Consider the following 25,105-nt stretch of genomic DNA (forward strand, 5'->3'; position numbering starts at 1 on the left):
AGCTTGACGGGCGCGTGGCCTATACCGGCTATGGTTTGATTATGCCGGGATAATTATCTGATTTTATATGGAAAGAAAGCAGATTACGGCAGAGATTGCAGCCTAGCTTGCGCTAGCGCAGACGGCACAATGAAAAACCGCCCGGCTGGCGGGCGGTGCAGGCTGATATCTGGTCGGGAGAATCAGAGCCGTTCGAAAATGACGGCAATACCCTGGCCACCGCCAATACACATGGTAGCCAGTGCATAACGTCCATTGATGCGCTGCAACTCGTATAGCGCCTTGGTGGCAATCACACCGCCGCTGGCACCCACCGGGTGGCCAAGTGCGATGGCCCCACCGTTGGTGTTGCAGCGTGCCGGATCCAGCCCCAGCCCCTTGCACACTGCCAGCGATTGCGCAGCAAAGGCTTCGTTGGATTCGATTACGTCCATCTGCTCCAGACTCAGGCCGGCGCGTTGCAGCGCGGCGCGGGTGGCCGGAATCGGGCCTTCGCCCATGATGTGATTGGGAACGCCGCATACCGCATAAGACACAATGCGCGCCATCGGATGGTGACCGGCTGCTGCTGCAGCATCGGCACTGGCCAGTACCAGGAAGGCGGCACCGTCATTGATGCCGGAGGCGTTGCCGGCGGTAACCGAGCCATCCTTTTTGAAGGCCGGTTTCATCTTGGCCAGTGAGTCCGGTGTGGTAGCGCGAGGGTGTTCGTCGGTATCGAATACCACCTCGCCCTTGCGGGTCTGGCTGACGATGGGGACGATTTGCGAGGCAAAGCGACCATCGGCAATTGCCGCCGCGGCACGCTGTTGCGAGACAAGGGCGAACTGATCTTGTTCTTCACGTGTCAGCTGCCATTTTTCCACCAGGTTTTCTGCGGTAATGCCCATGTGGCCGACACCGAAGGGATCAGTGAGCGCCGCGGTCATCATGTCCAGCGCCTTCACGTCGCCCATGCGTGCACCGCTGCGTAGCTGTGGTAGCAGGTAACCGCCACGGGACATGACTTCTACCCCGCCGCCGATGGCATAGTCACAGTCACCCAGCATGATGGCCTGGGCGCTGGAGACAACAGCCTGCAGGCCGGAGCCGCACAGGCGGTTGACTGCCATGGCAACCGATTCCATCGGCAGGCCAGCGGCAATGGAGGCCAGCCGGGCGACGTAGGCGTAGCGGCTTTCGGTAGGGATGCAGTTACCTACCGTGACATGGTGGATCAGGCTGGCATCCACACCCGAGCGGGCAACGGCTTCCTTCATCACCAAGCCACCAAGGTCGGCGGGCTCCAGGTGGCTCAGTGCGCCGCCAAATGCGCCAATAGCCGAGCGCACTGCGCTCAGGACCACGATATCGCGTTGTTTCATCGTCAGTTTCTCCCGTATTGTTCTGCTGATGCGGTGCATCAAATGGTCACAATACCAGCCTCTGCGGCGACATGCCAGCAAGCGGTTGCTAGGTTTTGCGCTGCAGTCACAGCCATGTTTTGTGATCGGTTTCGGGTGCAATTTCCATCAACAACGCAGTACTGCCAGCGTGCAGTCAAGTAAAATGCTGCTTTCAGTTCCATCGACTATCGCCAGAAGGAGTGATCATGAGCGTCTTCATCTTTGCCACGCTGCAATGCAAACCCGAAACCGTGGCTGCCGTACGTGATGCCATGCGCGGCATGCAGCGCGATAGCCTGGCCGAGCCCGGCTGCCAGCTGTATCAGGTGCTGCAGGAAGAGGAGAATGCAGTGATGCTGCATGTGTTTGAACGCTATCAGGACATGGCTGCCGTTGAGGCGCATCGTGCTTCGCAGCACTACCAGGCCTATCGCAACTGGGTGGCAGACAAGCTGGCAGCGCCCGTACAGGTAAAACTGCTGCAGGCGCTGGATTGAACATCAGGCCGCTGCCGAGGGTGTTGCCCGGCAACGGCCTTGGCGATCAGCTTGTTTTCCAGGCGTCGGCATTGCTCAGAATGGTCTGGGCTTTGTCATGCTCGGCGGCTGAACCATGCACTAGCAGAACATATTTGTCTGCCTTGAGTGCAGATTCATATTCCACTGCGTCTTCCTTCCTGACACCAAGCTTGCTCAACGCCGCGGCTAGTGCGGAAATTCCACCCACGACAACGGCCCCCTCCACGGCACTGACCAGTGTGGTGACAATGGGCCCGGCCATGGCCACCAGACCGACACCTGGCAGCAGAAAGACTGCCGGAGCAAACAGCAGGCCCCACAAGCCGCCCCAGAATGCACCAACTCCACCCCAGGTTTTGATTTTTTCACCCGTGGTGTAGAAACCTACCGGGTGTTCTTCGCTGTGATAACCCTTGCCAATAATGGACAGCTGCTTGATGTCGAAACCGGCGCGATCCAGGATGCGGATGGCCTGTTCGGCTTCGGCGTGGGTGTTGTAGATGAAAACGGTAGTTTGATGTTGTTCCATGATGACTCCTTGTTCAGGCTGTGTGTTGCGGGAGTGATTGACTGATCTGGTGGCTGGAATCAGCCCGGTTGAAAGGTCAGTGCCGGCACGATATTTGCAGCCTGCTGGCTTTAAGGAAACTGGCTGCAGAAGCAGGCGGTGACGCCTTGACAGCAAAACGACCCGGCAGGCGGGTCGTTGGCAACACACAATATAGCCGGGCTGTCAGCCTTGCTGTCTTGTTTGGCAGACCGTTTTGGTGGCGGGCTCGGGAATGGCTTCGATACGCCCCAGCAGGAAGACAAAGGCGATCACACCGATGATCAGCATCACCCCGGCTACCAGAAAGGCATTGGTAAACGAGTGGGTGCTGCCGACGATGTAACCGGTGACGATAGGAGCGATGGCTCCCATCATGTTATTGGCAAAATTCATGATGCCACCCACGGTACCGGTGCCACCGCGCGGGGCAATCAAGGAGGGGAGCGACCAGCCAACCGGCGCGGCAGCCGCCAGGCCGCTCAGTGCGATGGTGATCCAGATGATGGCTATGTTCGGGTCCGTAGTGCTTGTTGTGCCGAATACTGCCAGCCCCAGCAGCATGCCACCCAGCAGCACGCCCTTGCGGACACGGGTTTCGTCATGGCCGCGGGCAATCAGGTGGTCGATCAGCCAGCCACCCACCAGCAGATCCGACAGGGTGGCGAATATCCAGGGAATGGCCGCATAGCTGGCCGACTTCAGGATGCTCATGTGCATGGTCTGCACCAGATAGCCGGGCAGCCAGGTCAAAAACAGATAGAACACATAGCCATAGGCGGCAAAGCCAATGGACAAGCCCCACACCTTGCGCTGCTGTAGCAGGTATCCCAGCATGGCCAGAGAACCGGTCTGGCCCATGCCTTCCACTGCGGCACCACCGTCCACGATGTAGCGGTATTCGCTGTCAGACAGTTTGCTGTCCTGGCTGGGGTCCCGATAAATCAGGGTAAAGGCTACGAAGTAAGCCAGGCTGAGCAGGGCGGTGAGGCCAAAACCCCAGCGCCAGCCCAGGTGCACCACGGTAAGGGCTACCAGCGGCACGCCGATGACATTGGAAAACTTGGCCGCGGCATCGAAAATGGCGGTGGCCATGGCGCGCTCGCGGCGCGGAAACCAATAGCCGGTGGCCTTGGCGCTGACGGGAAATCCAGGTGCCTCGGCTACCCCAAGCAGGGCGCGCGCTGCAAAAATGCCGCCAAAGCCGCCGGCACAGGCGGTCAGGGTGGATGCCACACCCCACAGTAATGCTCCCCAGCGCCCCACTCGGGTTACACCGAAGCGGTCCAGAATCAGCCCGGTCGGAATCTGCAGCAGGGCATAGGTCCAGAAAAACGCGCTGAACAACAGCCCAAGATCACTGCTGGAGAGATGAAATTCCTGTTGTAGCTGCGGTGCCGCCACCGACAGGCTGATGCGATCGAAATAATTGACCAGCACACCGATGCCCAGCAGTCCTCCGATGCGCCAGCGCCGTTGCGTGTGATTGCGCTGTTTGTTTTGAGTAGTCACCTGAATTCTCCTCTGTCGGGATGTTGTTGTGTTTAGGACGTGCGTTGTGAAATGTGTTGCAGCACCTGTTGCAGTAAGTCGGGCAAGGGCTGGCTGATATCCAGCGTGATGACGTTTTCGCTAGCGGGGTGTGGTGCTTCCAGATCAGCAAACTGACTGTCCAGCAGTGATGTCGGCATGAAATGCGCGCTGCGCGCCGCCATCCGTCCGGCAATCAGCGGTTTGCTGCCAGCCAGGTGCACAAACAGCAGCTGTGGGTCGCCACGGCGCAAGGTGTCGCGGTAACTTTGCTTGAGTGCTGAGCAGGCCAGTACCACGCTCTGTCCTTGTGCCTTGCCACGGGCTAGCTGATTGGCCAGTACGGTCAACCAGCCGGCACGGTCGGCATCGGTGAGGGGAGTGCCGGCAGCCATGCGTGCAATGTTTTCCGGCGGATGGAAGCTGTCACCTTCGATGTAGACGGAAGACAGGGCCGCCGCCAAGGCCTGGCCAAGGCTGCTTTTGCCGCAGCCGGCCACACCCATGACGACAATATTGGGAATATTCATGTTAGCGCTAACGGAAAGGGATAAATAAAACTGCCTCATGACAAGTGTGCGGATGTTAGCGCTAACAGATATGGTTGAGCAAAGGGTTTTGTTGCTGCAAGGCAGCAAACGACAGCGGGAATACGGCAGGAAAGCGCAGAGCGGTGCAGCTTGGCGCAGTCGTGAAAGGTGTTGCTGATTTTAATGATTACAGATCAATGGCTTGAGTATTTTTTCAGAAGGTGGGCAGGCCGCTGCGGTAAGGCCGGTTGTGGTATTCGCGGCATGATGCTGGCGCTCAGGTACTACTGCGCTGCTGAAGCTGAAAGCCCAGATCAAGCCGGCCATGGCTAAGGGGCTGGCCTTCTATCTGTTGCAGCAACATGCGCGCAGCTGCCTGGCCGATTTCGAAACGCGGGGTGGCAATGCTGCTGAGTGGCGGGGTTGTCCAGGCGGCGGCTTGCAGGTCGTTGAAGCCGCCAATGGCCAGTTGCGCCGGCAGGGCAATGCCGCGCTGCTGGCAACGGGCGATGGCACCGATGGCCAGGTCGTCATTGCAGCAGAACACGGCATCGCAATCGGGGTGGGCGGCCAGCAGGGCATCCAGCATGTCGGCACCCATTTGCATGCTGGATGGTGCCGGGTTCAGCCATTCCAGTGCCGGATCATGGCAGCCGGCCTGCTGCAAGGCCAGCCGGTAGCCGGCCAGCCGCTTCATCACCCGCTCGTCCAGTTGGGCTCCCATGAAGGCGATGCGGCGCTTGCCGCGCGCCAGCAGGTGCTGCGTCATGCAGGTGCCGGCCGCTTCCTGCGAAAACCCCACGCAGGGCCGGCCATCCTCGCTCAAATCCATCATGTACACCGCCGGCAGGGACTGACGCTCCACAATCTGGCGGAAGGCTTCATGCTGAGTCAGCCCGGTCACCAGCAGGCCATCCGGACTGTGCTGCAGATAGGCGCGCAGCAAGGCCAGTTCTTCGTCGCTGCTGTAATGGGTGTTGCCAATCAGCATCTGGTAGCCGGCTGCCTGCAGCACCGCCTCGATGCCGGCCAGCGCATCAATGAACACGGTATTGCTCAGCGACGGAATCAGCACCAGCACGGTGCGGGAGCGGGCCGATGCCAGCTGGCGGGCCGAGCGGTTAGGCACATAGCCCAGTTGTTCCACCACCTGCATGATTTTGTCCCGCAGGGCCGGGGAGACTCTGTCCGGCGTATTGAGTGCGCGGGATACCGTAATGGCGCTGACACCTGCGGCCTGGCCGACATCGTGCATGGTAATTCCGGAGCCGGCGCGCAGGCGGGGTTTTCTCGACATGCTGAACCTGATCTGCTGTAAGAATGCTGGCGACATTGCCGTGGCCGGATTGTAACGCAGCTGGCGCTTTTGCTGCGGACTGGCTGCAGCTCTGCATGGTTTGAAAATACCGATACTGCGGTTATAGTGCCCCTCCCTAAAGTACAGGAGGTGGCAAGACCTGCATCTGGTCTTGCTGCAAGACAGAAATGAGAAAGATGGTATGTGCCTTGTTGCTGCTGGCCATGGCGGGTTGCGACAAGGATGGTGGTGTCAGGCTGCCGCGTGAGGTCAAGATGCTGGCTCAGTTGGGCGAGACGGTGGTACGACAACTGGGGGGTGATGCTGGTCATGCTACAGCGAGAGAGGGCCAGAGTGACAAGGTAGCGCTGTCTGCACTGGTCGGTGGTGACAAGGCAGTAGGGCATCGTGATTTCAATGGTGCCAAGCGTGTTTTGCCCAGAGTGTTTGCCGGCATGCAGGAGGATTTCTACTGTGGCTGTGCTTATCAGGGCAAGGCGGTGGACTGGCTATCTTGTGGCTATGTGCCGCGCAAGAATCCGGAGCGGGCCAAGCGCATAGAATGGGAGCATGTTGTACCGGCCTGGGTACTTGGTCACCAGCGCCAGTGCTGGCAGCATGGCGGCCGCAAGAACTGCACCAGTAGCGATGCAGTGTTCCGTCAGGCGGAGGGGGATCTGAACAATCTGGTGCCTGCAGTGGGCGAAGTGAATGCGGACCGCAGCAATCTTTCCTATGGTGCCTGGGCAAAACAGCCGGCCCGGATCTACGGCCAGTGTGGCACGGTGGTGGATTTTGCTGGCAAGCGGGTACAGCCGCGTGCAGAGGTACGTGGCCGCGCTGCACGCATCACGCTTTACATGCACCAGCGCTACGGGCTGAACATGAGCAGGCAGGACCGGCAGCTGATGTGCGCCTGGGCCCGTCAATATCCGGTAGATGGCTGGGAAACCCGCCGCAATGGCCGGGTAATCAGCTTGCAGGGTGAGGGGAATTATCTGGTCAGCCAGCCGGAGAAGCTGGCTGAAGTCTGTCAGTAAGACGGCAAGGTCAGGCTTGCTTGGCGCTGGCCTTGCTGCTGCGCCGGCTGGCTGCCGGTTTGCTGTTTTCAGCCGCTTCCGGTACTTCTGCCGTGTTGCTATCTGCTGGTGTGCTGACCGCTTCCACCTGTTCGCTAGCGGTGGTTTCGGCGCTGGCATCCACGCGCAGATCGGGGGCTATTTCGGTAAGCAACTGTTCCAGCAGCTTGCTGCGGGCTGCAATATGGTGGTCGAAGCGCCAGTCTTTCAGCAGGTCGAGCGCAACTTCAAAATAGCGCATATCAATCTGGTACAGACTGCCAAGGTCAAACGGACGCCCCATTTCCAGTGCTGCAGCCAGATCCTTGAGTACCCGGACTTGTTCTGGATCCTGGTTTTCTTCAATGAATCGACGGATTTTCTTGGCGGCATTCATGCGGGCATCCCTTGCGTGTACAGCGCCCTAACCATGGAAATTATAGTAAAGCAACTGTACTAAATTGTTTTAAAAACCTGCCATAGTCTGCCACACGCTTTGCGTAAAAATTATTACCGATTTATGACGAAAAGTTTTTTTGTCATTTATTGCTCTGATTTTATATCTTGATGACATGGGTGGACCGGGCCTGTCCTTACGCCTTTTGCCTGCCGGCTGTCATGTATGGCTGCGGTTCGCTTATCATTCTTGGCACTTCGCTTGCAGCCTAGCTGGCATGATTGGCATCAAAGCGTATGTTCAGCACGCCTTCCTGCACATCCAGGCAGTATTGTGGCCAGCGCATGTCCGGCCATAGCAGTTCCGCCATCAGTGTGTGTGGACGATAGGCCGCCGTGTACAGCGTGCCATAGCCACGGCCATAGGCAGTCTGGAACAGTGGCGGTCGCAATAAGGTGCGCACTACATCGTCCGCATGCTCTGCCTTGCGCACCCCCTGGTTCAACATCCATTCGCGTTCTTCCGAGAGGGTGGCCCTGGCATGGGCCTGCCATTCCACCCCATGCTGATGGTTGGCCACCGCCGGGCGATGCACCACTTCGGCTGGCCGGTCCGGTGCGACAAATACGGTGGCCCAGTGACTGTGTTTGTCCAGCAGGCTGATGTTGTAGGTCATGTGTACCGGCAGGCGCTGCAGGATGGCAATGGCCTGGGCGGTAGTGCCGGCCGCTTCCAGCAGGTAGCGCAGCACTAGCGGAATGCCGAAGCCTTCGCCCACTGCCGTGCGCCCGCCAAACGACAGGGAAACGGCAAGGCCGTCTTCGTTGATGCCATCCAGCGCTCCCCACAGGCAATCGCTCATCACCAGCACCTGGCGTCCCAGCCAGCGCGTGGACAGCCAGCTGCCTTCCAGCAGGCCGGGGGCGTAGTCGTAATTGCGTGCCAGCACTGGGCCTTCCTGCCCGGTCGGGTCCAGCCAGATGGCCTGCGAACAGCCGGTGATATACGAGGGCGGGCACCATTGCGACAGGAAGCGGGCTTCCAGATCGCCACCGCCAGCCAGTTCGCAAAGTTGTTGATACAGTTCAGCCAGCTCCGGCATGTGCTGGCGTAGTGCACGCCGTCCTGCCAGGTAAGAGGGCCGTGCCCGGTAGCCATCGCGCAGGAACCACTGTTGATAGGCTGGCCAGCGTAATTGAAACAGCGCTTGCCAGCGTGCTCCTGGCGTATCTTCTCGTATCGCTTCAAATGTACAGCGCATGTGTCTCACTGGGGCTGAGGCCACCGCCGTGCTGCAGGCGACTGCCAGGTTGATAGCGGGGATTACAGGATCTTGAAGGCACCAGGGGCGGGCAGGCTTTCATCGTGTACCGCCATGATGGGTTTGGCCGCATAGTATTTTTTGATGCCGCTGATCCAGTTGCGTGCGCGGGCATTGAGCGCAAAATCGTCGCTCATCGAACGGCCGCGGGTAATCAGGATGCCCAGGTCCGCCCCTTCATAACGATAGTCGCCCGGCCCGCTGATGCGCAGGAAAAAGGCCTCGTTTTCTGATTCGATATCCTGGCGCTTGTAGTCGAAGCGGTGGTAGGACACCGAACCGTCGTCTGCCATGCGGTAGATACCGGTGGCCGGGGCATGGGTGATGATGTCGACATTGTTGGCGGTGTGCTTGAGCACCAGTTGGCTCCAACTGTCGATGAAGGCCGGATTGGCCCAGCGGGCGTTCAGTTCTTCTACATCCAGTTCAAACTCGATGCCGGAGAATTCCAGCAGGTGGAACAGGAAGAGCGGCACATCGGCATAGGCGAAGGCGGCGTGGTTGGTCATTGGGCTGGCACCGCAGATGCGCGGGTTCAGTTCGCCCAGATAGACTTCGTCGCTGTCCTTGTCGATGAGGAAGTCCAGATCGAAATAGCCGCGATAGCCTTCGGCCATCAACTGGTTGCCGAAGCGGTAAGCCATGTCGCGTGCCTTGGCGCGCACTTCTTCGCTAAATGCGCCGGGGAAGATTTCATTGCCACACCAGCCGCCGCGATAGGGCGTCAGTTCCGCCTCGCCCACCACCTCGGTGAGCAAGGGGCCGACCAGGGTGCCGCTGCGGGTGGCACAGGCTTCCAGCGTGGCACCACGGCAGTTGATGCGCTTCATGATCTTGACTTCCGGATCCTGGATGATTTCCTCGGCATGGCGGTCGAAATCCGTCTCGCTGGAAATAAAGAAGGTGGTATGGCCGGAGTCGCCAAAGGCAGTCTGCACCACCAGCTGTTCGCCCAGGCCATGGGCGTCGGCAATCTGGCGCAGATGGGCATAGCTGTCCACCTTGCTCAGGGCATTGGGGACGGAAGGTACGCCCGCCTTGTTGCCGATGCGCACGGTTTCCATCTTGTTGTCGCAGCGTTCGCGCAAGCTGGCGCTGGGAAACCATACTTCGATGCCCAGTTCCTGGCACAGGCGTTCGGTTTCGGCATCGAACATCAGGAAAACCGCCACCGGACGACCTCCGGCGCGCTCGACATAATCCACCACGTCCTTGTGCTGCAGCAGGTAGTTATTGATGTCTTCGATGGACTGGAATTCTTCGTGCGGCAGTTGCGGCGGCACGAAGACATTGGGGTGGCGGCCATCGAAGCAGTCGATGTAGTTGATGTATTTGAAGCGGTTGACCCACTGGTCTATACCCAGCAGGTTGAAGTTGGTGGCGCTGATGAAGTAGATCGGCCTCTCGTTGCGGTGAAACAGCAGGCGCAGATCGGAAATATTGCTGACTTTTTGCATGGAATGCTCTCCCTGAGCGGCTGGCGGAAGGGTGGTGGATGTTTGCAGCTGGGTGCTGGCTTGCCGCCAGCTATGCAGCCATTGCCGGCAATAGCGCAGCCAGCCTGCTGCCAGGCTGCTGATCATGACTGGCCTTGGCTGGCGGTCAGTGCTTCGCTGTCCGCCTTGATTTCCGCCATCGGGCCGCCGGGGCCGGATAGTTCGCCCTGATGGTGGTCTTGTGGTTTGGCCAGCGGCCCCAACTGGTACAGATAGCTGTCCACGCCGCTGTCGCGCTGATACACCGCAAAGTCGCAGCGCCGGTCACGGAAGCTCTTGAGCGGCTGGCCCAGGCCGCGCAGGCCGCGTTCGCGTTCGCGTCGCACCTTGTCAAAGTCGATTTCCACCGGAATGATTTCCGGGCCATTGCCCGCCTGATGCAGTACATAGCCTGCCGGGTCCACCACGATGGAGCGGCCGACACCACCGTCGCCCACCCCGTTGATGTCGAGGAAATACACCTGGTTGGTGACGGCGGAGGCGCGGGCGATTGCCAGTTCCACTTCGCGGTCTATGGTGTCGGTCATGGTGGGGTGCAGGATGACTTCCGCTCCCATCGCTGCCAGCGTGCGCGTGGTTTCCGGGAACCACATGTCGTAGCAGATGGAGATGCCGATGCGACCGGCATCGGGCACATCAAACACCACGAACTGGTCGCCGGCGCTGATGCCTTTTTCGTAGGGCAGGAAGGGAAACAGCTTGCTGAAGCGGGCGATGACCTCGCCGTGCGGATTGATCACCGGGCTGGTGTTGAAAACCTGGCCGTCACGCAGTTCGAACAGGGAGCCGGGGATCAGCCAGATGCCGTGCTGGGCGGCGATCTGGCACAGCCGCTGTTCGGCATCACCCGGCATGGCTTCCGCTTTCAGCGGGCTGGGGCCATACGGGGCCAGCTCGGAAAACAACACCATGTCGACCCAGGGGAAACGGTGTTTGACATGGGCGACGTAATGCCCCATGCGCGTGATGTTTTCTTCAAAGGCGGAAACCGACATCTGGATGCCGGCAATGGCGAAGCGTTTCAAGGTCTCTCCCGTATGAATACACGCGCTGCGGTACGGCCAGGCGTGAAGTACCGGCCTGGCGTGCCATGCAGCGCCAGGCGATGTTGCTGGGAGAGCAGTCTACAAATGAGGGAAGGCGGCCAGAAATAGCCGATTTCTGATTCAGTAGCCAGGAAATGGACTATCCATTTGCCTGGAAATTTCCGGGTTATTCTGGGTGGGAGAGTAGGGCCGCGGTAAAATGCGTTTTGTGGCGTAAAGCCTGTCTGCACAGGTGTTGGGCAGCGGCGTGCCAGGGTGGCTGTCGTGCTCCGTCAAGTGGCTGATGTGCCAGCCGGTTCAGCTTTCCAGCAAGCGGTAGCCCACGCCGGTTTCGGTCAGGATGTGCTGCGGCATGGCCGGCTTGTCTTCCAGCTTTTGCCGCAGATGGCCCATGTAAACGCGCAGATACTGGTTATGCTCGGAGAAAGATGGTCCCCATACCGCCAGCAGCAGTTCGCGGTGGGTGATGACCTTGCCGCTGTTGCGGATCAGGGTAGCCAGCAGGCGGTATTCGATGGGGGTGAGGTGTATGGTGACACCGCCCTTGCTGACGCTACGGGCCACCAGGTCGACCCTGATATCACCAAAGGCAAAAGTCTGGACCGGGGCAGCGCTGCCATTGCCGCGCCGGCGCAGCAGCACACGAATGCGGGCCATGCATTCGGCCACCCCAAACGGTTTGGTCAGGTAGTCATCGGCACCGGCATCCAGTGCCAGCACTTTTTCGGCTTCCTGGGTGCGGGCAGACAGCACCAGGATGGGCAGATCGGTCCATTCGCGCAGTTGGCGGATAACATCGATGCCGTTCATGTCGGGCAGGCCCAGGTCCAGGATCACCATGTCCGGTTTGCGGGTGGCCACTTCGATCAGGCCCTGTTTTCCGGTTTCGGCTTCGTGGATTACCCAGTTGTCACCATCCAGCGCTGAGGCCAGAAAGCGGCGGATCGGCTTTTCATCTTCAATGACCACCAGATTGACGGGGGTTTCACTCATGGTTTGATATCCTCTTCGCCAGGCAGGGCCGGCATGGGGCTGACCGGCAGGGTGAAACAGAATTGTGCTCCGTGGGGCTGGCGATTGCTGGCTTCTATGCGGCCACCATGGGCTTCGACAATGCTGCGGCAGATGGCAAGTCCCAAACCTACACCCGGTGTGGTGGATTCACTGCTGCCGCGGGTGAACTTGTCGAACAGCTTCTGCTCCTGCCCACCAGGCAGTCCGGGGCCGTTGTCCTGTACGCAAACACGTATTGTAGCGCCCTCAGTATCGGCCTTGAGCGTGATCTGGCTATCGGGCGGGGTATATTTGGCGGCGTTTTCCAGCAGGTTCACCAGCACCCGTTCAATCAGCACGGCATCGTACTCCAGTACTGGCAGATCATTGGCCAGCAGCAGCTGCAGCGCATGTCCTTGCAGCGTGCGCTGGCAGGCACGTACCGCGCTGCCGACCACATCGTCCAGCAACTGCCACTCGCGGTTCAGCTTTACCCCGGATTGCAGTCTGGCCATATCCAGCAGATTGGTCACCAGATGGTTCATGCGCAGTGATTCTTCCTGGATGGACTGGGCGATGTCGGCCTGCCTGGTGGCATCGACCTGACCGGTGGCCAGAATGCTGGACAGGCCCACCAGCGTAGTCAGTGGGGTGCGCAGGTCGTGGGAGATGACGGACAGCACGCTGTTGCGCAGCCGTTCCGATTCCATGGCCACGATGGCATCCTGTGCGACTTCAACGTAGTGCACCCGTTCCAGTGCCAGGGCGATCTGCGCGGCACAGGTTTCCAGCAGCCGTTGCTGCTCCGGCAGAAAAACCTGATCCAGTTGCTCCGGCAATATCGCCAGCACGCCACGATTGCGCATCGGGGCCTTTAGCGGCAGATACAGCATGGGGTTGGCGGGCAGGGTCTGGGTGCCAAGGCCGGCGGCTTGCTGCTTGTCATACACCCATTGCGCCACACCCGCATCGGCCTGGACAGGGCTGTCGTTTTCGGCGCGCAGTTCTTCATTGCTGTTGGGGGTAAACAGCACGATGCTGGCATTGAACAAGGGTTGCAGCCGGCTGACGGCGGTATCGATGATCTGGTTGGCGGTGAGTGCACCGGCCAGTTCCCGGCCCAGATCGTACAGTGCCCTGGTACGGCGTTCGCGGTAGGTGGCGATATTGGCTTCGAAGCGCAGCCTGGCAGCCAGCTGGCTGATGATCAGTGCCACGGCAAACATCACGGCGAAGGTAAGCAGGTACTGGGTATCGGAAACAGACAGCGATAGACGCGGCGGCACGAAGAAAAAGTCGAAAGTGGCTACTGCCAGCAAGGATGCCAGCACCCCCGGACCACGGCCAAAGCGGACGGCAACCAGCACCACGGCCAGCAGGTACAGCATCACCACATTGGATAGGTCGAAAAAGGGGGTCAGCAAGCTGACCAGCCCGGTCGTCAGCAGGCAGGCTAGCACTGCGGCCAGATAGCCATGCCCCTGCTTTTGCCGGCTGGCTTCGCCAAACAGCAGGCTGTTGAAGCCATCTGGCCGGGCTGGCGTGTCGTCGTCCAGCTCATGCGATACCACGTATACGTCCACATCATGTGCTTGCAGTGTCAGTTGCTCCAGCAAAGGCCGTTGCACAACCCGGCGCAGCTTGCTGGCGGATGATTTGCCCACCACCAGCTTGGAGACATTGCGAGTGCGGGCGTAGGCCAGCAGGGTGGAGGCCAGATCACTGCCGCCCAGTACGGTGGTTTCTGCACCCAGCTCCTGTGCCAGTTTCAGTCCCTTCATGATACGGGCGCGCTTGTGTTCGGATAGACGCTGCAATTCCGGCGTTTCCACGAATACGGCGATCCAGTCGGCATCCAGGCTGGCGGCCAGTCGCTTGCCGCTGCGCACCAGCTTTTCCGTTCCCGGACCATGCCCCACGCAAATCAACAAGCGTTCGCGGGCATGCCATACCGGTTTGATCGACTGGTCGGCACGGTAGGCGCGCATCTGGGCATCCACCCGGTCGGCGGTGCGGCGCAAGGCCAGTTCGCGCAGGGCCAGCAGATTGCCTTTGCGGAAGAAATTCTTCACCGCACGTTCGGCCTGCTGTGCCAGATACACCTTGCCTGCCGCCAAGCGCGCCAGCAGTTCGTCTGGCGGAAGATCAACCAGTGCCACCTCTTCGGCCTGATCGAATACATGGTCGGGCAGGGTTTCGCGCACCACGATGCCGGTGATCTGGCCCACCACATCGTTCAGGCTTTCCAGATGCTGCACATTCAGTGTGGTGTAGACATCGATGCCGGCGGCCAGCAGTTCTTCCACATCCTGCCAGCGCTTGCTGTGGCGCGAGCCGGGCACATTGGAGTGGGCGAATTCGTCCATCAGGATCAGTTGTGGCTGGCGAGCCAGAGCGCTGTCCAGATCGAATTCGGCCAGGCTGCGACCCTTGTATTCGATCTGGGTGGGCGGTAGCACTTCCAGATCCTGCAGCTGGGCTTCGGTTTCCTTGCGGCCATGGGTTTCCACCACGCCAACCAGCACCTTGCAGCCTTCCTGCTGGCGTTGGCGGGCGGCACTGAGCATGGCATAAGTCTTGCCCACCCCGGCGCAGGCACCAAAAAATATTTTCAGACGGCCACGGTGGGCCGCCAGTTCTTCCTGTTTCAGTTCATCCAGCAGGGCATCTGGATCTGGGCGGGTGTCCGTCATGTTCGGTCCATCGTGGTGTATGGCAGTACAGCGCAATGCCCTGCCGGTGAGGGCAGGGCGATGCCGGGCAAACAGCAAGCGAGTTTACTTCAGCGCATCCAGCGCCAGATTCAGTTCCAGCACGTTGACCCGTGGTTCACCCAGTAGGCCAAAGGTTTCACCAATGATGTGATCATCCACCAGTTGGTGCAGGCGTGCCACCGGCATGCCACGTGCTTGGGCAATGCGATCCAGTTGGTAATAGGCGGCAGCGACCGATATTTCCGGGTCCAGTCCACTGGCGGATGCCGTTACCAGATCAACCGGTACGGTAGCCGTCTGGGTGGGGTGTGCCTTGCGCAGTCGTTCGAGATTGTCTTTGACCGCATCCAGTTGGGCTTTGTTGGTGGGGCCGAGGTTGGAGCCGCTGGACCCAAGTCCATTATAGGTTTGCGGGCTGGTAGCCGACGGACGGCCCCAGAAATGGTTGTTGTCGCTGAAGCTCTGGCCGATCAGATGGGAGCCGATGATCTGGCCCTTGTTTTCGATCAGGCTGCCATTGGCCTGCTGCGGGAACAGTGCCTGAGCCAGCGCGGTGGTTAGCAGCGGATAGGCCAGGCCGGTCAACAGCGACAGGGCGGCAAACAGAACCAGTGCCGGACGTAGGTTTTTTAACATGGTGATTTCCTTGTGTAGTGGCGCGTAGCTCACACCAGCCCCATGCTGCCCAGCAGCATGTCGATCAGCTTGATGCCGGCAAAGGGCAGCAGCAAACCGCCCAGTCCGTAGATCAGCAAATTGCCGCGTAGCAGTTCGGCCGCGCTTCTGGCGTGGTATTTCACCCCTTTGAGGGCCAGCGGAATCAGCACCACGATGATCAGTGCATTGAACACCACCGCCGACATGATGGCCGAGGCCGGGCTGTTCAGGCCCATCACGTTCAGCGCATTCAGCTGTGGATAGGTGCTGGCAAAGGCCGCCGGGATGATGGCGAAGTACTTGGCCACATCGTTGGCGATGGAGAAGGTGGTGAGCGAGCCACGGGTCATCAGCATCTGTTTGCCGATTTCCACGATTTCGATCAGCTTGGTGGGGTTGGAGTCCAGATCCACCATATTGCCGGCCTCTTTGGCCGCCTGGGTGCCGGTGTTCATCGCCACCGCTACATCGGCCTGGGCCAGCGCCGGTGCGTCGTTGGTGCCGTCGCCGGTCATGGCCACCAGCTTGCCTTCGGCCTGATGGCTGCGGATCAGCTTGAGCTTGGCCTCCGGCGTGGCTTCGGCCAGGAAGTCGTCCACGCCGGCTTCGGCGGCGATGGCGGCGGCGGTCAGCGGGTTGTCGCCGGTGATCATCACCGTCTTGATACCCATCTGGCGCAGCTCGGCAAAGCGCTCCTTGATACCGCCCTTCACGATGTCCTTCAGCTCGATCACCCCCAGTGCGCGCTTGCCTTCCGCCACCAACAGCGGGGTGGAGCCACGGCGGGCGACCTCATCGGCTGCCTTGCCAAGTGCGTCGGGGAATTCACTGCCTTGCTCGGCAATATGGCGACGGATGGCGTCAATGGCACCCTTGCGGATCTGCCGGCCATCGTAGTCGATGCCACTCATGCGGGTTTGCGCGGTAAACGGGATGAAGGTGGCTTCGTGGCTGGCCAGTTCGCGTTCACGCAGGGCGAATTTCTGCTTGGCCAATACCACGATGGAACGGCCTTCCGGTGTTTCATCGGCCAAGGATGCCAGTTGGGCGGCATCGGCCAGTTGCTGTTCGCTGATGCCCGGTGCCGGGATAAAGGCCGATGCCTGGCGATTGCCCAGAGTGATGGTGCCGGTCTTGTCCAGCAGCAGCACATCCACATCGCCCGCGGCTTCCACGGCGCGGCCGGAAGTGGCAATCACATTGGCCCCCATCATGCGGCTCATGCCGGCCACGCCGATGGCAGACAGCAGGCCGCCGATGGTGGTGGGAATCAGGCAGACCAACAGCGCCACCAGGGTGGTGATGCTGATGGGCGAGCCGGCCTTGGCGGCTTCCACACTGAACAGCGAGTAGGGCAGCAGGGTGACGGTGACAATCAGGAAGACGATGGTCAGCGCCACCAGCAGGATGGTCAGCGCGATTTCATTGGGTGTCTTCTGGCGTTTGGCACCTTCCACCATGGCAATCATGCGGTCGAGGAAGGTTTCACCCGGATTGGCGGTAATCTTCACCACGATCCAGTCCGACAGCACGCGGGTGCCACCGGTGACCGAGGAAAAATCACCACCGGATTCGCGGATGACTGGTGCCGATTCGCCGGTAATGGCGGATTCGTCCACCGAGGCCACGCCATCCAGTACTTCGCCATCCACCGGGATTACATCACCGGCTTCCACCAGCACGATGTCACCCTTTTTCAGACTGTGGCCATCCACGATGGTGACACCGGCGTCGCGGCGCGGACCGGACAGCTTCTTGGCGAAGACATTTTTCTTGGCCGAGCGCAGGCTGGCCGCCTGTGCCTTGCTGCGGCCTTCAGCCAATGCTTCGGCAAAATTGGCAAACAGCACGGTAAACCACAGCCAGAGCGAGATGGCCAGGATGAAGCCGGCTGCGGCCTCGCCCTTGCCGGCCAGGGCCTGCAGCCACAGGGCAGAGGTCAGGATGCTGCCTACATAGACGACAAACATCACCGGATTACGCCATTGGGTACGCGGTGACAGCTTCTTGAAAGAGTCGATGATGGCCGGTTTGATCAGGGCCGGGTCAAACATGCCCTTACCCGGTTTGCCGTGCTGGCTGGCACTGCTGTTTGCTACAGCCGGCGCTATGGAATGATTGCGATCGTTCATCTTGTTTTCCTTGATCCTGTTTCGTGTCCACGTGCAGGATTAATGTCCACTCACCATTTGCAGATGCTCCACCACCGGGCCCAGTGCCAGCGCCGGTACGTAGTTGAGCGCGCCTACCAGCAGCACCGTGCCGATCAGCAGCACCACGAACAGCGGGCCGTGGGTGGGCAGGGTGCCGCTGGTGACGGCCAGGCGTTTCTTGGCAGACAGGGAACCGGCAATGGCCAGGATGGGCACAATCATCAAAAAGCGGCCAAAGAACATGGCGATGGCGGTCATGATGTTGTAGAACGGCGTGTTGGCCGACAGCCCGGCAAAGGCGCTGCCGTTATTGTTGGCGGCCGAGGTGAAGGCATAGAGGATTTCGCTGAAACCATGCGCGCCGGGGTTGGCAATGCCAGCCTTGCCGGCATCCACGCTAACGGCAATGGCGGTCAGCACCAGTACCAGTACTGGCGTCACCAGAATGGTGATGGCGGTCATCTTCATTTCGTAGGTTTCAATCTTCTTGCCCAGATATTCCGGCGTGCGTCCCACCATCAGGCCGGCAATGAAGACTGCCAGAATGGCGAATACCAGCATGCCGTAAAGCCCAGAGCCCACACCGCCGAACACCACTTCACCCAACTGCATCAGGAAGGTCGGCACCATACCGCCAATAGGGGTGAGCGAGTCATGCATGGCGTTTACCGCACCGCAGGACGCGGAAGTGGTAATCACGGTAAACAAGGCCGTATCGATGATGCCGAAGCGGCTTTCCTTGCCTTCCATATTGCCGCCGGCTTGCAGGCTGCTGGCCTGCTGATCAACCCCCATGGCCGTCAGTTGCGGCACCCCGGCTTGTTCGGCACTGGTTTCCACTGCCACTGCAGTGACGAATAGCAGCAGCATGGCGGCCAGAATGGCCCAACCCTGGCGGCGATCGCCCACCATGCGGCCAAACACGAAGCACAGCGCGGCCGGAATCAGGAAGATGGCCAGCTCTTGCAGGAAGTTGGACAACGGCGTGGGGTTTTCATAGGGATGGGCTGAATTGGCGTTGAAGAAGCCGCCGCCATTGGTGCCCAGCATCTTGATGGCTTCCTGCGAGGCGACCGGGCCCATCGGCAGGGTCTGTTGCTGGGTTTGGCTATCCACCATGATGGGTTTGCCGTCCTTGCCCTTGACCGGATTACCCTTGGCATCCAGTTTGAGCTGCTGGAAGTGCGTGACCTCCACGGTCTGGGCGGTCTGGTAAGGCAGCAGGTTCTGCACCACCCCTTGCTGGGTGAAGGCCAGCGCCAGTACCAGCGACAGCGGAGCCAGCACATACAGGGTGAAGCGCGTTACATCGACCCAGAAATTACCGATGAGGGCTGCACTGTGACGGGCAAACCCACGAATCAGGGCAATCACCACGGCGGCACCGGTGGCGGCTGAGAGGAAGTTCTGTACCGTCAGCCCCAGCATCTGGGTCATATAGCTCATGGTGCTTTCACCACCATAGCCCTGCCAGTTGGTGTTGGTGACAAAGGAAATGGCGGTGTTGAATGCCGAGTCGGGCGTGATGGCGGCCATGGCCTGCGGATTGAAGGGCAGTGCACTTTGCAGACGCTGCAGCCCATACACGGCGAGTACCCCCAGCAGATTGAACACCAACAGGGAAATGGCGTAGGACTTCCAGCCCATTTCCTCTTCCTGGCGGATGCCGGCCAGGCGGTAGATCAGCCGTTCCAGCGGTGCGATAAAGCGTAGCGGACCAGGGTTTTCGCCCTGCATGATGCGGGTAATCCAGCTGGACAGTGGCCATGCCAGTGCCAGCAAAACCAGCAGGAACAAACCGAGTTGGAGAATGGCAGGTGTGCTCATGTCAGAAATTCTCCGGTTTGAACAGGGCGTACAGCAGGTAGGCCAGCAGGCCCAGCGCCAGCGCAGCGCTGATCAGATAGAACAGGTTCATGGCTGTTTGCCCTCCGCGTGCTGGCAAATCCGGACAAAAGCCAGTGTCAGTGCGGCAAAGCCCAGAATCAGCCCCAGATAGACCAAATCCATTTTGCGTTTCCTTTGATGGACGTTATGTGCCAGTGAAAGGTACGCAATTGGCTATCAAAAACCTGCTAAAAAGCGGAGAGGAAAAATAAAGAAACTGTAAAAACGGATGCGGCTGCGCAATGGCAGCTTGCTTTGTGGACGCTATGCGGTGATTTCAGACGACAGGAAAGGAATAAGCGCCATGAGGCTGGCGCTTTGCTGGAGTGTGTGGAAAATGCGGATGCTAGAACAGATCGTCTTCGCTGCGTTCGGCCATGAAGCGGGCATCGTCACGGTCATGGGCACGCTGGCGGACTTTTTGCTGCCGGCAGCGTTCGGTATCGCTCAGCTGTGGCTTGGCCACGGCGTACAGAAAACTTTCGTGCTGATCACGCGCCTGCTTGCGGCGGACGCTGAGAGGAATACGGGAAATCATCCTTGCACCTCCTGATTGGGGTACTACACATGCGGTCGGTTGTGCCAACCATTAAAACTTGACTGTATTTCAAACATTTGTAAAGCCTGAAATGTCATGCAATCCGCAAAATGTTGTGTTATTGCCGCTACAGTTCTCACTACGTATGGTTATTTGTAGCAGATTTGGCTCTTGATTTCCCATGGAATTCTGCTGCGATGCGGTATAGATTTTTATCGAATATTGAGTAAATCAAACAATCTAGTTTGTTATATGTGGAGTGCAGTAGGATAGCGCCAGAACTTAGTCTGGAGCTGTCATGGAGTTGGGATACGCAGTGGCTGGTCTGGTGGTGGGCTTCATCGTTGGACTGACTGGGGTTGGGGGTGGGTCCCTGATGACCCCGATTTTGCTATGGTTCGGCATTGCGCCATCCACTGCAGTAGGCACCGACCTGCTATACGCAGCCATTACCAAGGCTGGCGGTGTGTTTGTCCACAACAAGCAAAAGCATGTGGACTGGAAGCTGACGGGCTGGCTGGCCATGGGCAGCGTACCTGCTTCGCTGCTGACGCTTGGGCTGTTGTCCTGGCTGCATCTGTCCAGCCATGCACTGGATTCGGTATTCAAGCTGGTGTTGGGACTTGCCTTGTTATTGACGGCGGCTTCCATTCTGCTCAAACCCAAACTGATCAAGTTGATCAATCCGCATGGTCATCCTCCGGCGGAATTCGTACTCAAGCCACTACCAACCGTGTTGATCGGTGTGGGGCTGGGCGTGCTGGTTACCCTAAGCTCGATTGGTGCCGGTGCGCTTGGTACACTTGCGCTGTTTGTGCTGTATCCGGCATTGCCGACCACCCGACTGGTGGGTACTGAAATCGCCCATGCCGTTCCGCTTACCCTGGTCGCGGGGCTGGGGCATGCCAGCATGGGCAATCTCAATTACATGCTGTTGCTGAATCTGCTGATGGGTTCACTGCCGGGCATCTGGCTGGGCAGCAAACTGACGCGTAGGCTGACTGATTCCTGGCTGCGTCCTGCGCTGGCGATCATGCTGGCGATTGTCGGGGCCAAGCTGGTGATGTAGGCGCCAGCAGTGGGCAGTCAGAAGCAATAAAGAGCCGCGATTGCGGCTCTTGGCATTTTTGGATTGGCCTGTAGAGATACCGGCGTGGCCATGGTGACCGCAGGCAAAAAACGAGCCCCGGCCTTGGGGGGCGGGGCTCCAGCTTGCACCTTCGCTCAGGGACTGTCAGCCGGATGAGTGCAGGGGGAATCCGACTTTCCGACTGGCAGTCTGTCCATGCGACATCATGACAATGCCAGATGGACTTTCGGATTATCGAGAGCGTTGGCTGGTAGCAGTAGCGTGATTGCATTGTTTTTTTGTGACGGCGTATGACGGGCAGCGTTATGATGCAGCACAGCATGACGTTAACGTAAGGAGTGAAGCCTTGGAGAAGTCTTATCCCGTCATTGATCGCCAGTCCATTACCATGCGCTGGGGTGATATGGATGCAGTCGGCCATCTGAACAATACTTATTACTTTCGCTATCTGGAACAGATCCGCCTGAACTGGCTGGAGGCGCTGGGGCATGGCATCAACCCGCAGAGTACCGGCCCGGTATTGGCCAGCACATCGTGTACTTTCCGCAAGCAGCTTACCTACCCTGCCACGGTGGAAATCACCATCGAACTGGAAAAACTGGGCCGCAGCAGCTTGCAGCTACGCCATCACTTTTATCGCCAGGGCGATCCGGATACCGTGTATGCCTATGCCGACGTGACGCTGGTTTGGGTGGACTACCAGGCTGGGGTAGCGGTAGCCATTCCGGATGATATCCGCCAGGCCGTCGAGCAGGCGGCTGCACAAGGTTAGTTCATGCCAGTTTGCGCACCAGCTTGCGCAGCATGAAACGGCCAGGATGTACCGCCTGCATCAGCCCAACCGGTAATGGTGCAGGCTCGTTGTCCAGATAGGCGGCCAGAATTTCGCCAGACAAGGGGGCGGTAATCATGCCGCGCGAGCCGTGGGCGGTATTGACATACAGGCCGTCAATCCAGGGGGCGGCTGTATCCAGTTTCAAGGTGGCGTCATTGGACAGCTCACGGTAGCAGGCGGCAAATTGTTGCCGGTTTGCCACCGGGCCGATCAGAGGCAGGTAGTCAGGGCTGGTGCAGCGGTATGCCGCACGGCCACCTGTTACCGGGATGTCGCCATTGTTGTGGGCCAGTGTCTGATGAAAGGCGGGTGCCAGTTGCGCCAGCATGGCCAGATTCTCTGCATGTTCCTGATCATTCACCTGCAGATTGTCGGCATCAAACTTGAAGGTGGCACCCATGCAGTGTTGTTGTCCGCGCGCGGGGGAAACATAGCCCTCACCGCATAACACGGTTTTCAGCGCGCTGCTGGTTGCGGTGGCGGCTACCGTGGTGACCTGGCCGCGAATGGCTTTTAACGGCAGATGGCTGGTGCTGTCAAATGCTGCCGTATCCGCAGCGGTGGCCAGGATGACTGTGCTGCCCATGGCTACCGGGCCGTATTCATCACTGGCCAGCCAGCATTGTTCCAGTGGATTCCAGTCCAGCTCTACAACGGTGCTGGCGGTACGCACATTGATATTGGGGTGCTGGCACAGGGTGCGCACCAGCGCCGGCGGGTGTAGCCAGCCGCCTTGCGGGAAAAACAGCCCGCCCTGTTCCAGGGGAATGCCGGCAATCGCGCTGGCTTCCACTGGCCCCACCTGCCGCAGCAGGCTATCAGGCAGGCCGGCCTGGGCCAGCATGGACTGCCGCTCGGCTTCCTTGTGGTCATGGGCCAGTTGCAACACGCCGCAGGCCTGCCAGTTTTCCTCGCTCTGCGGTAGTAATTGGTGCAGTTGGCGCAGGGAGTAGGCGTATCCGGCCAAGACCAGCCGGGTGAGTGGCGTGAAATGGGCGGACAGCTTGGTATAGAGCACGCCCTGCGGGTTGCCAGAGGCTGCTTGCGCCAGCGCCGGCATGCGTTCAACCAGCGTCACCTGCCAGCCACGAATGGCCAGACTATGCGCGGTAGATGCGCCGGCAATGCCGCCACCAACCACGATGGCGCTACGCTCGCGTTCGGGCTGGTGTGCTGGCCGTGCATACCAGGGAGGTATCCATGTCGGCTGTGGTACCGTGGACAGCTGGCCGCAACTCATTTCCCGTTTCTGGCCATGACCGGGGACTTTCTTTACGTTGAAACCTGCTTCTTTCAAGCCGCGGCGAACAAGACCTGCGCTGGTAAAGGTGGCAAAGGTCGCCGCAGGGGCAGATAGGCGTGCCATCTGGGCAAAAAGTGCCGGCTGCCACATGTCGGGATTTCTGGACGGCGCAAATCCATCAAGAAACCAGGCATCGATGCTGGCATCCAGCTGCGGCAGCACTTCCAGCACATCGCCCACCAGCAGGGTCAGCAGAATCCGTCCGTTTTCCAGCACAAAGCGGTGCCAGCCTGGCGTCAGCACGTCGTACTGCTTCAGTAGCTGTCCGGCTTCTCGTGCCAGTTCGGGCCATAGTTCCAGTGCCTGTTCCAGATCGGCCGGAGTAAGCGGGTACTTTTCTGCACTGATGAAGTGCAGCCGTGCCGTTTGTGGCGCATGAGTCAGAAATGCTTGCCAGGCGCATAGGAAGTTCAGGCCGGTGCCAAAACCGGTTTCTCCTATGCTGAACTGCCCGTCTGCGGGCAGGGCGGCAAAGCGTTCTGGCAACTGGTTATGGTGGATGAACACATGGCGGGTTTCATCCAGGCCGCTGTTGCGGGAGAAATAGACATCGCCGAATGCGACCGAGACTGGCTGGCCGTCCAGCCAGTCAAGTTGTGCGTGTGAACTCATGCTTGCGTGCGTGCGAAAGGGCGCGAAGAAGGTCAGTATTCTACCCCTTTCGTCTGTGCGGTATCTGCGTATCAGCCGGGAAATGAGCGCTTTTACTGTTAAAAGCCGTAAGCCCGGTATTTATCGCCATGTCTGATTATGCTTTTGTTATTGAGGCAGATGGCGGGCCACTGTATCCAGCGCGGCCGGTGTCAGGCTTTGGAGGTCAAGCTGTTCGGCCAGGGAAAGACGGCTGTAGTGGCGATTCATGGAGCGGCTGTACAGGGGGTCGTAATGCTGGCCCAGCAGTTCTTCCACCAAGCTGGCAAAATCCCCGCGTTCTATCATTTCCTGCCAGTGCTGCAGTTGTTCGCGGGAATGCACGGCCTTGAGAAAACCCAACTGAGTCACCAGGCGCTCTGGTTGCTGCAGGTAAAACGGATAGTCTTCCAGCAGGAAGCGCACCCGCTCTGCCAGCGGCACGGTCATGGTCAGACAGTCGCTGGCATGCATGCGGCTAAACAAACTGTCCGGCAGCGTGATCTGGCCGATCTTGCGGCTTTCGGATTCGATGTATACCGGGTGCGTGGTATCCAGCTGCTGCATGGCCTGGCGCAGTTTGCTGTCAAACCATTTCTGTGACGGTTGTGGCTGATCAGGCAGACGGCCCAGTACCGAACCGCGGTGGGCCGCCAGTGCTTCCAGGTCCAGCACCTGCCTGCCGGTACGTTGCAGTGCATCGAGTAGCCGGCTCTTGCCCGACCCGGTTGGGCCGCAGATCACTTTAAGCTGCAGTTGCTCGGGCAAGGTGGCCAGATCTTCCAGCACTTGATGGCGATAGCTTTTGTAGCCACCTTCCAGTTGATGAGCCGCCCAGCCTATCTGGCTGAAAATGATGGCCATGGAGGCAGAGCGTTGCCCGCCGCGCCAGCAGTAAATCAGTGGTTTCCAGGATTTGGGCTTGTCATGGAAGCGTTCCTGCAAATGGTGTGCAATATTACGTGCCACCAGTGCCGCTCCCAGCTTGCGGGCTTCAAACGGGCTGACCTGTTTGTACAGCGTTCCCACCTGTATGCGTTCTTCATCATCCAGCACCGGGCAATTGATGGCTCCAGGCAAGTGGTCTTCGGCAAATTCGGCGGGTGAGCGCACGTCGATAATCTCGTCAAACTGACCCAGCTGTGATAGCTTCGCGACCTTGAAATGCATTGTGGGAGTG

At 59.4% G+C, this 25,105-nt stretch carries 22 protein-coding genes; 4 read left to right on the forward strand and 18 right to left on the reverse strand.

All coding sequences use genetic code 11. From position 1 onward, the window contains the following. Positions 1–182 precede the first annotated feature (182 nt). Entirely contained in the window at positions 183–1,364 is a 1,182-nt protein-coding gene (locus QVF59_RS15400; RefSeq protein WP_159878126.1) for an acetyl-CoA C-acyltransferase family protein, read from the reverse strand. A 227-nt stretch (positions 1,365–1,591) separates the two neighbouring features. Between QVF59_RS15400 and QVF59_RS15405 the strand changes: the two genes are divergently transcribed. After that, positions 1,592–1,882, forward strand: coding sequence for a putative quinol monooxygenase (locus QVF59_RS15405; protein WP_159878124.1), 291 nt, complete (start codon positions 1,592–1,594; stop codon positions 1,880–1,882). Positions 1,883–1,928: 46 nt separating this feature from the next. On the opposite strand, the gene QVF59_RS15410 is transcribed toward QVF59_RS15405, so the two are convergent. The 4 genes from QVF59_RS15410 to gntR form a co-directional block, all read right to left on the reverse strand. Next, complete coding sequence (locus tag QVF59_RS15410) at positions 1,929–2,432, reverse strand: DUF1269 domain-containing protein (protein ID WP_159878107.1); 504 nt, start codon at positions 2,430–2,432, stop codon at positions 1,929–1,931. A gap of 204 nt (positions 2,433–2,636) precedes the next feature. Next, a complete protein-coding gene (locus QVF59_RS15415) occupies positions 2,637–3,962 on the reverse strand; it encodes an MFS transporter (protein ID WP_287881117.1) in 1,326 nt (441 codons plus the stop codon). Positions 3,963–3,994: 32 nt separating this feature from the next. Then, positions 3,995–4,510, reverse strand: coding sequence for a gluconokinase (locus tag QVF59_RS15420; RefSeq protein ID WP_287881119.1), 516 nt, complete (start codon positions 4,508–4,510; stop codon positions 3,995–3,997). A gap of 277 nt (positions 4,511–4,787) precedes the next feature. Further along, on the reverse strand, positions 4,788–5,807 hold the full coding sequence (gene gntR, locus QVF59_RS15425; RefSeq protein ID WP_287881121.1) for an HTH-type transcriptional regulator GntR: 1,020 nt from the start codon (positions 5,805–5,807) through the stop codon (positions 4,788–4,790). Positions 5,808–5,995: 188 nt separating this feature from the next. Between gntR and QVF59_RS15430 the strand changes: the two genes are divergently transcribed. Further along, complete coding sequence (locus tag QVF59_RS15430) at positions 5,996–6,847, forward strand: endonuclease (RefSeq protein WP_287881123.1); 852 nt, start codon at positions 5,996–5,998, stop codon at positions 6,845–6,847. A 10-nt stretch (positions 6,848–6,857) separates the two neighbouring features. On the opposite strand, the gene QVF59_RS15435 is transcribed toward QVF59_RS15430, so the two are convergent. The 11 genes from QVF59_RS15435 to QVF59_RS15485 all read right to left on the reverse strand — a co-directional run bounded on the left by QVF59_RS15435 (position 6,858) and on the right by QVF59_RS15485 (position 20,067). Further along, positions 6,858–7,262, reverse strand: coding sequence for a hypothetical protein (locus QVF59_RS15435; RefSeq protein ID WP_159878097.1), 405 nt, complete (start codon positions 7,260–7,262; stop codon positions 6,858–6,860). 268 nt (positions 7,263–7,530) lie between these two features. After that, entirely contained in the window at positions 7,531–8,523 is a 993-nt protein-coding gene (locus QVF59_RS15440) for a C45 family autoproteolytic acyltransferase/hydrolase (RefSeq protein WP_287881125.1), read from the reverse strand. Between the two features lie 62 nt (positions 8,524–8,585). Beyond that, positions 8,586–10,166, reverse strand: a complete 1,581-nt coding sequence (locus QVF59_RS15445; protein ID WP_205677434.1) for a biotin carboxylase — start codon at positions 10,164–10,166, stop codon at positions 8,586–8,588. After that, positions 10,163–11,104 carry a carbon-nitrogen hydrolase family protein gene (locus QVF59_RS15450; RefSeq protein ID WP_197715506.1) on the reverse strand — a complete coding sequence of 314 codons (942 nt, stop codon included), beginning with the start codon at positions 11,102–11,104 and terminating at the stop codon, positions 10,163–10,165. Before QVF59_RS15450 ends, QVF59_RS15445 begins: the two co-directional genes overlap by 4 nt. Before the next feature lie 318 nt (positions 11,105–11,422). Then, a complete protein-coding gene (locus QVF59_RS15455; protein ID WP_287881126.1) occupies positions 11,423–12,118 on the reverse strand; it encodes a response regulator in 696 nt (231 codons plus the stop codon). Beyond that, positions 12,115–14,811: a DUF4118 domain-containing protein gene (locus QVF59_RS15460; protein ID WP_287881128.1), complete on the reverse strand. Its 2,697-nt coding sequence runs from the start codon at positions 14,809–14,811 to the stop codon at positions 12,115–12,117. Before QVF59_RS15460 ends, QVF59_RS15455 begins: the two co-directional genes overlap by 4 nt. A gap of 84 nt (positions 14,812–14,895) precedes the next feature. Beyond that, positions 14,896–15,468 (reverse strand): potassium-transporting ATPase subunit KdpC, encoded by a 573-nt coding sequence (gene kdpC, locus QVF59_RS15465; RefSeq protein WP_159878089.1) that lies wholly within the window; start codon positions 15,466–15,468, stop codon positions 14,896–14,898. 29 nt (positions 15,469–15,497) lie between these two features. Then, positions 15,498–17,621 carry a potassium-transporting ATPase subunit KdpB gene (gene kdpB / locus QVF59_RS15470; RefSeq protein WP_502866812.1) on the reverse strand — a complete coding sequence of 708 codons (2,124 nt, stop codon included), beginning with the start codon at positions 17,619–17,621 and terminating at the stop codon, positions 15,498–15,500. 39 nt (positions 17,622–17,660) lie between these two features. Continuing rightward, a complete protein-coding gene (kdpA, locus tag QVF59_RS15475) occupies positions 17,661–19,469 on the reverse strand; it encodes a potassium-transporting ATPase subunit KdpA (protein WP_287881130.1) in 1,809 nt (602 codons plus the stop codon). A gap of 1 nt (position 19,470) precedes the next feature. Then, on the reverse strand, positions 19,471–19,560 hold the full coding sequence (gene kdpF, locus QVF59_RS15480; protein ID WP_159878085.1) for a K(+)-transporting ATPase subunit F: 90 nt from the start codon (positions 19,558–19,560) through the stop codon (positions 19,471–19,473). A gap of 315 nt (positions 19,561–19,875) precedes the next feature. Further along, positions 19,876–20,067, reverse strand: a complete 192-nt coding sequence (locus QVF59_RS15485) for a hypothetical protein (protein ID WP_059285177.1) — start codon at positions 20,065–20,067, stop codon at positions 19,876–19,878. A gap of 298 nt (positions 20,068–20,365) precedes the next feature. Between QVF59_RS15485 and QVF59_RS15490 the strand changes: the two genes are divergently transcribed. Then, complete coding sequence (locus tag QVF59_RS15490) at positions 20,366–21,136, forward strand: sulfite exporter TauE/SafE family protein (RefSeq protein ID WP_287881134.1); 771 nt, start codon at positions 20,366–20,368, stop codon at positions 21,134–21,136. 367 nt (positions 21,137–21,503) lie between these two features. Next, positions 21,504–21,929, forward strand: coding sequence for an acyl-CoA thioesterase (locus QVF59_RS15495; RefSeq protein WP_287881136.1), 426 nt, complete (start codon positions 21,504–21,506; stop codon positions 21,927–21,929). A gap of 1 nt (position 21,930) precedes the next feature. Here QVF59_RS15495 and mnmC read toward each other — a convergent pair whose 3' ends face one another. Next, on the reverse strand, positions 21,931–23,907 hold the full coding sequence (gene mnmC / locus QVF59_RS15500; RefSeq protein ID WP_287881137.1) for a bifunctional tRNA (5-methylaminomethyl-2-thiouridine)(34)-methyltransferase MnmC2/FAD-dependent 5-carboxymethylaminomethyl-2-thiouridine(34) oxidoreductase MnmC1: 1,977 nt from the start codon (positions 23,905–23,907) through the stop codon (positions 21,931–21,933). A 147-nt stretch (positions 23,908–24,054) separates the two neighbouring features. Then, the gene (gene mnmH, locus QVF59_RS15505) at positions 24,055–25,095 is read right to left on the reverse strand and encodes a tRNA 2-selenouridine(34) synthase MnmH (RefSeq protein ID WP_287881139.1); all 1,041 of its coding nucleotides are present in this window, start codon (positions 25,093–25,095) and stop codon (positions 24,055–24,057) included. Positions 25,096–25,105: the final 10 nt, after the last annotated feature.

The organism is Aquitalea sp. (genome assembly GCF_030150775.1).
Lineage (GTDB): Bacteria > Pseudomonadota > Gammaproteobacteria > Burkholderiales > Chromobacteriaceae > Aquitalea > Aquitalea denitrificans.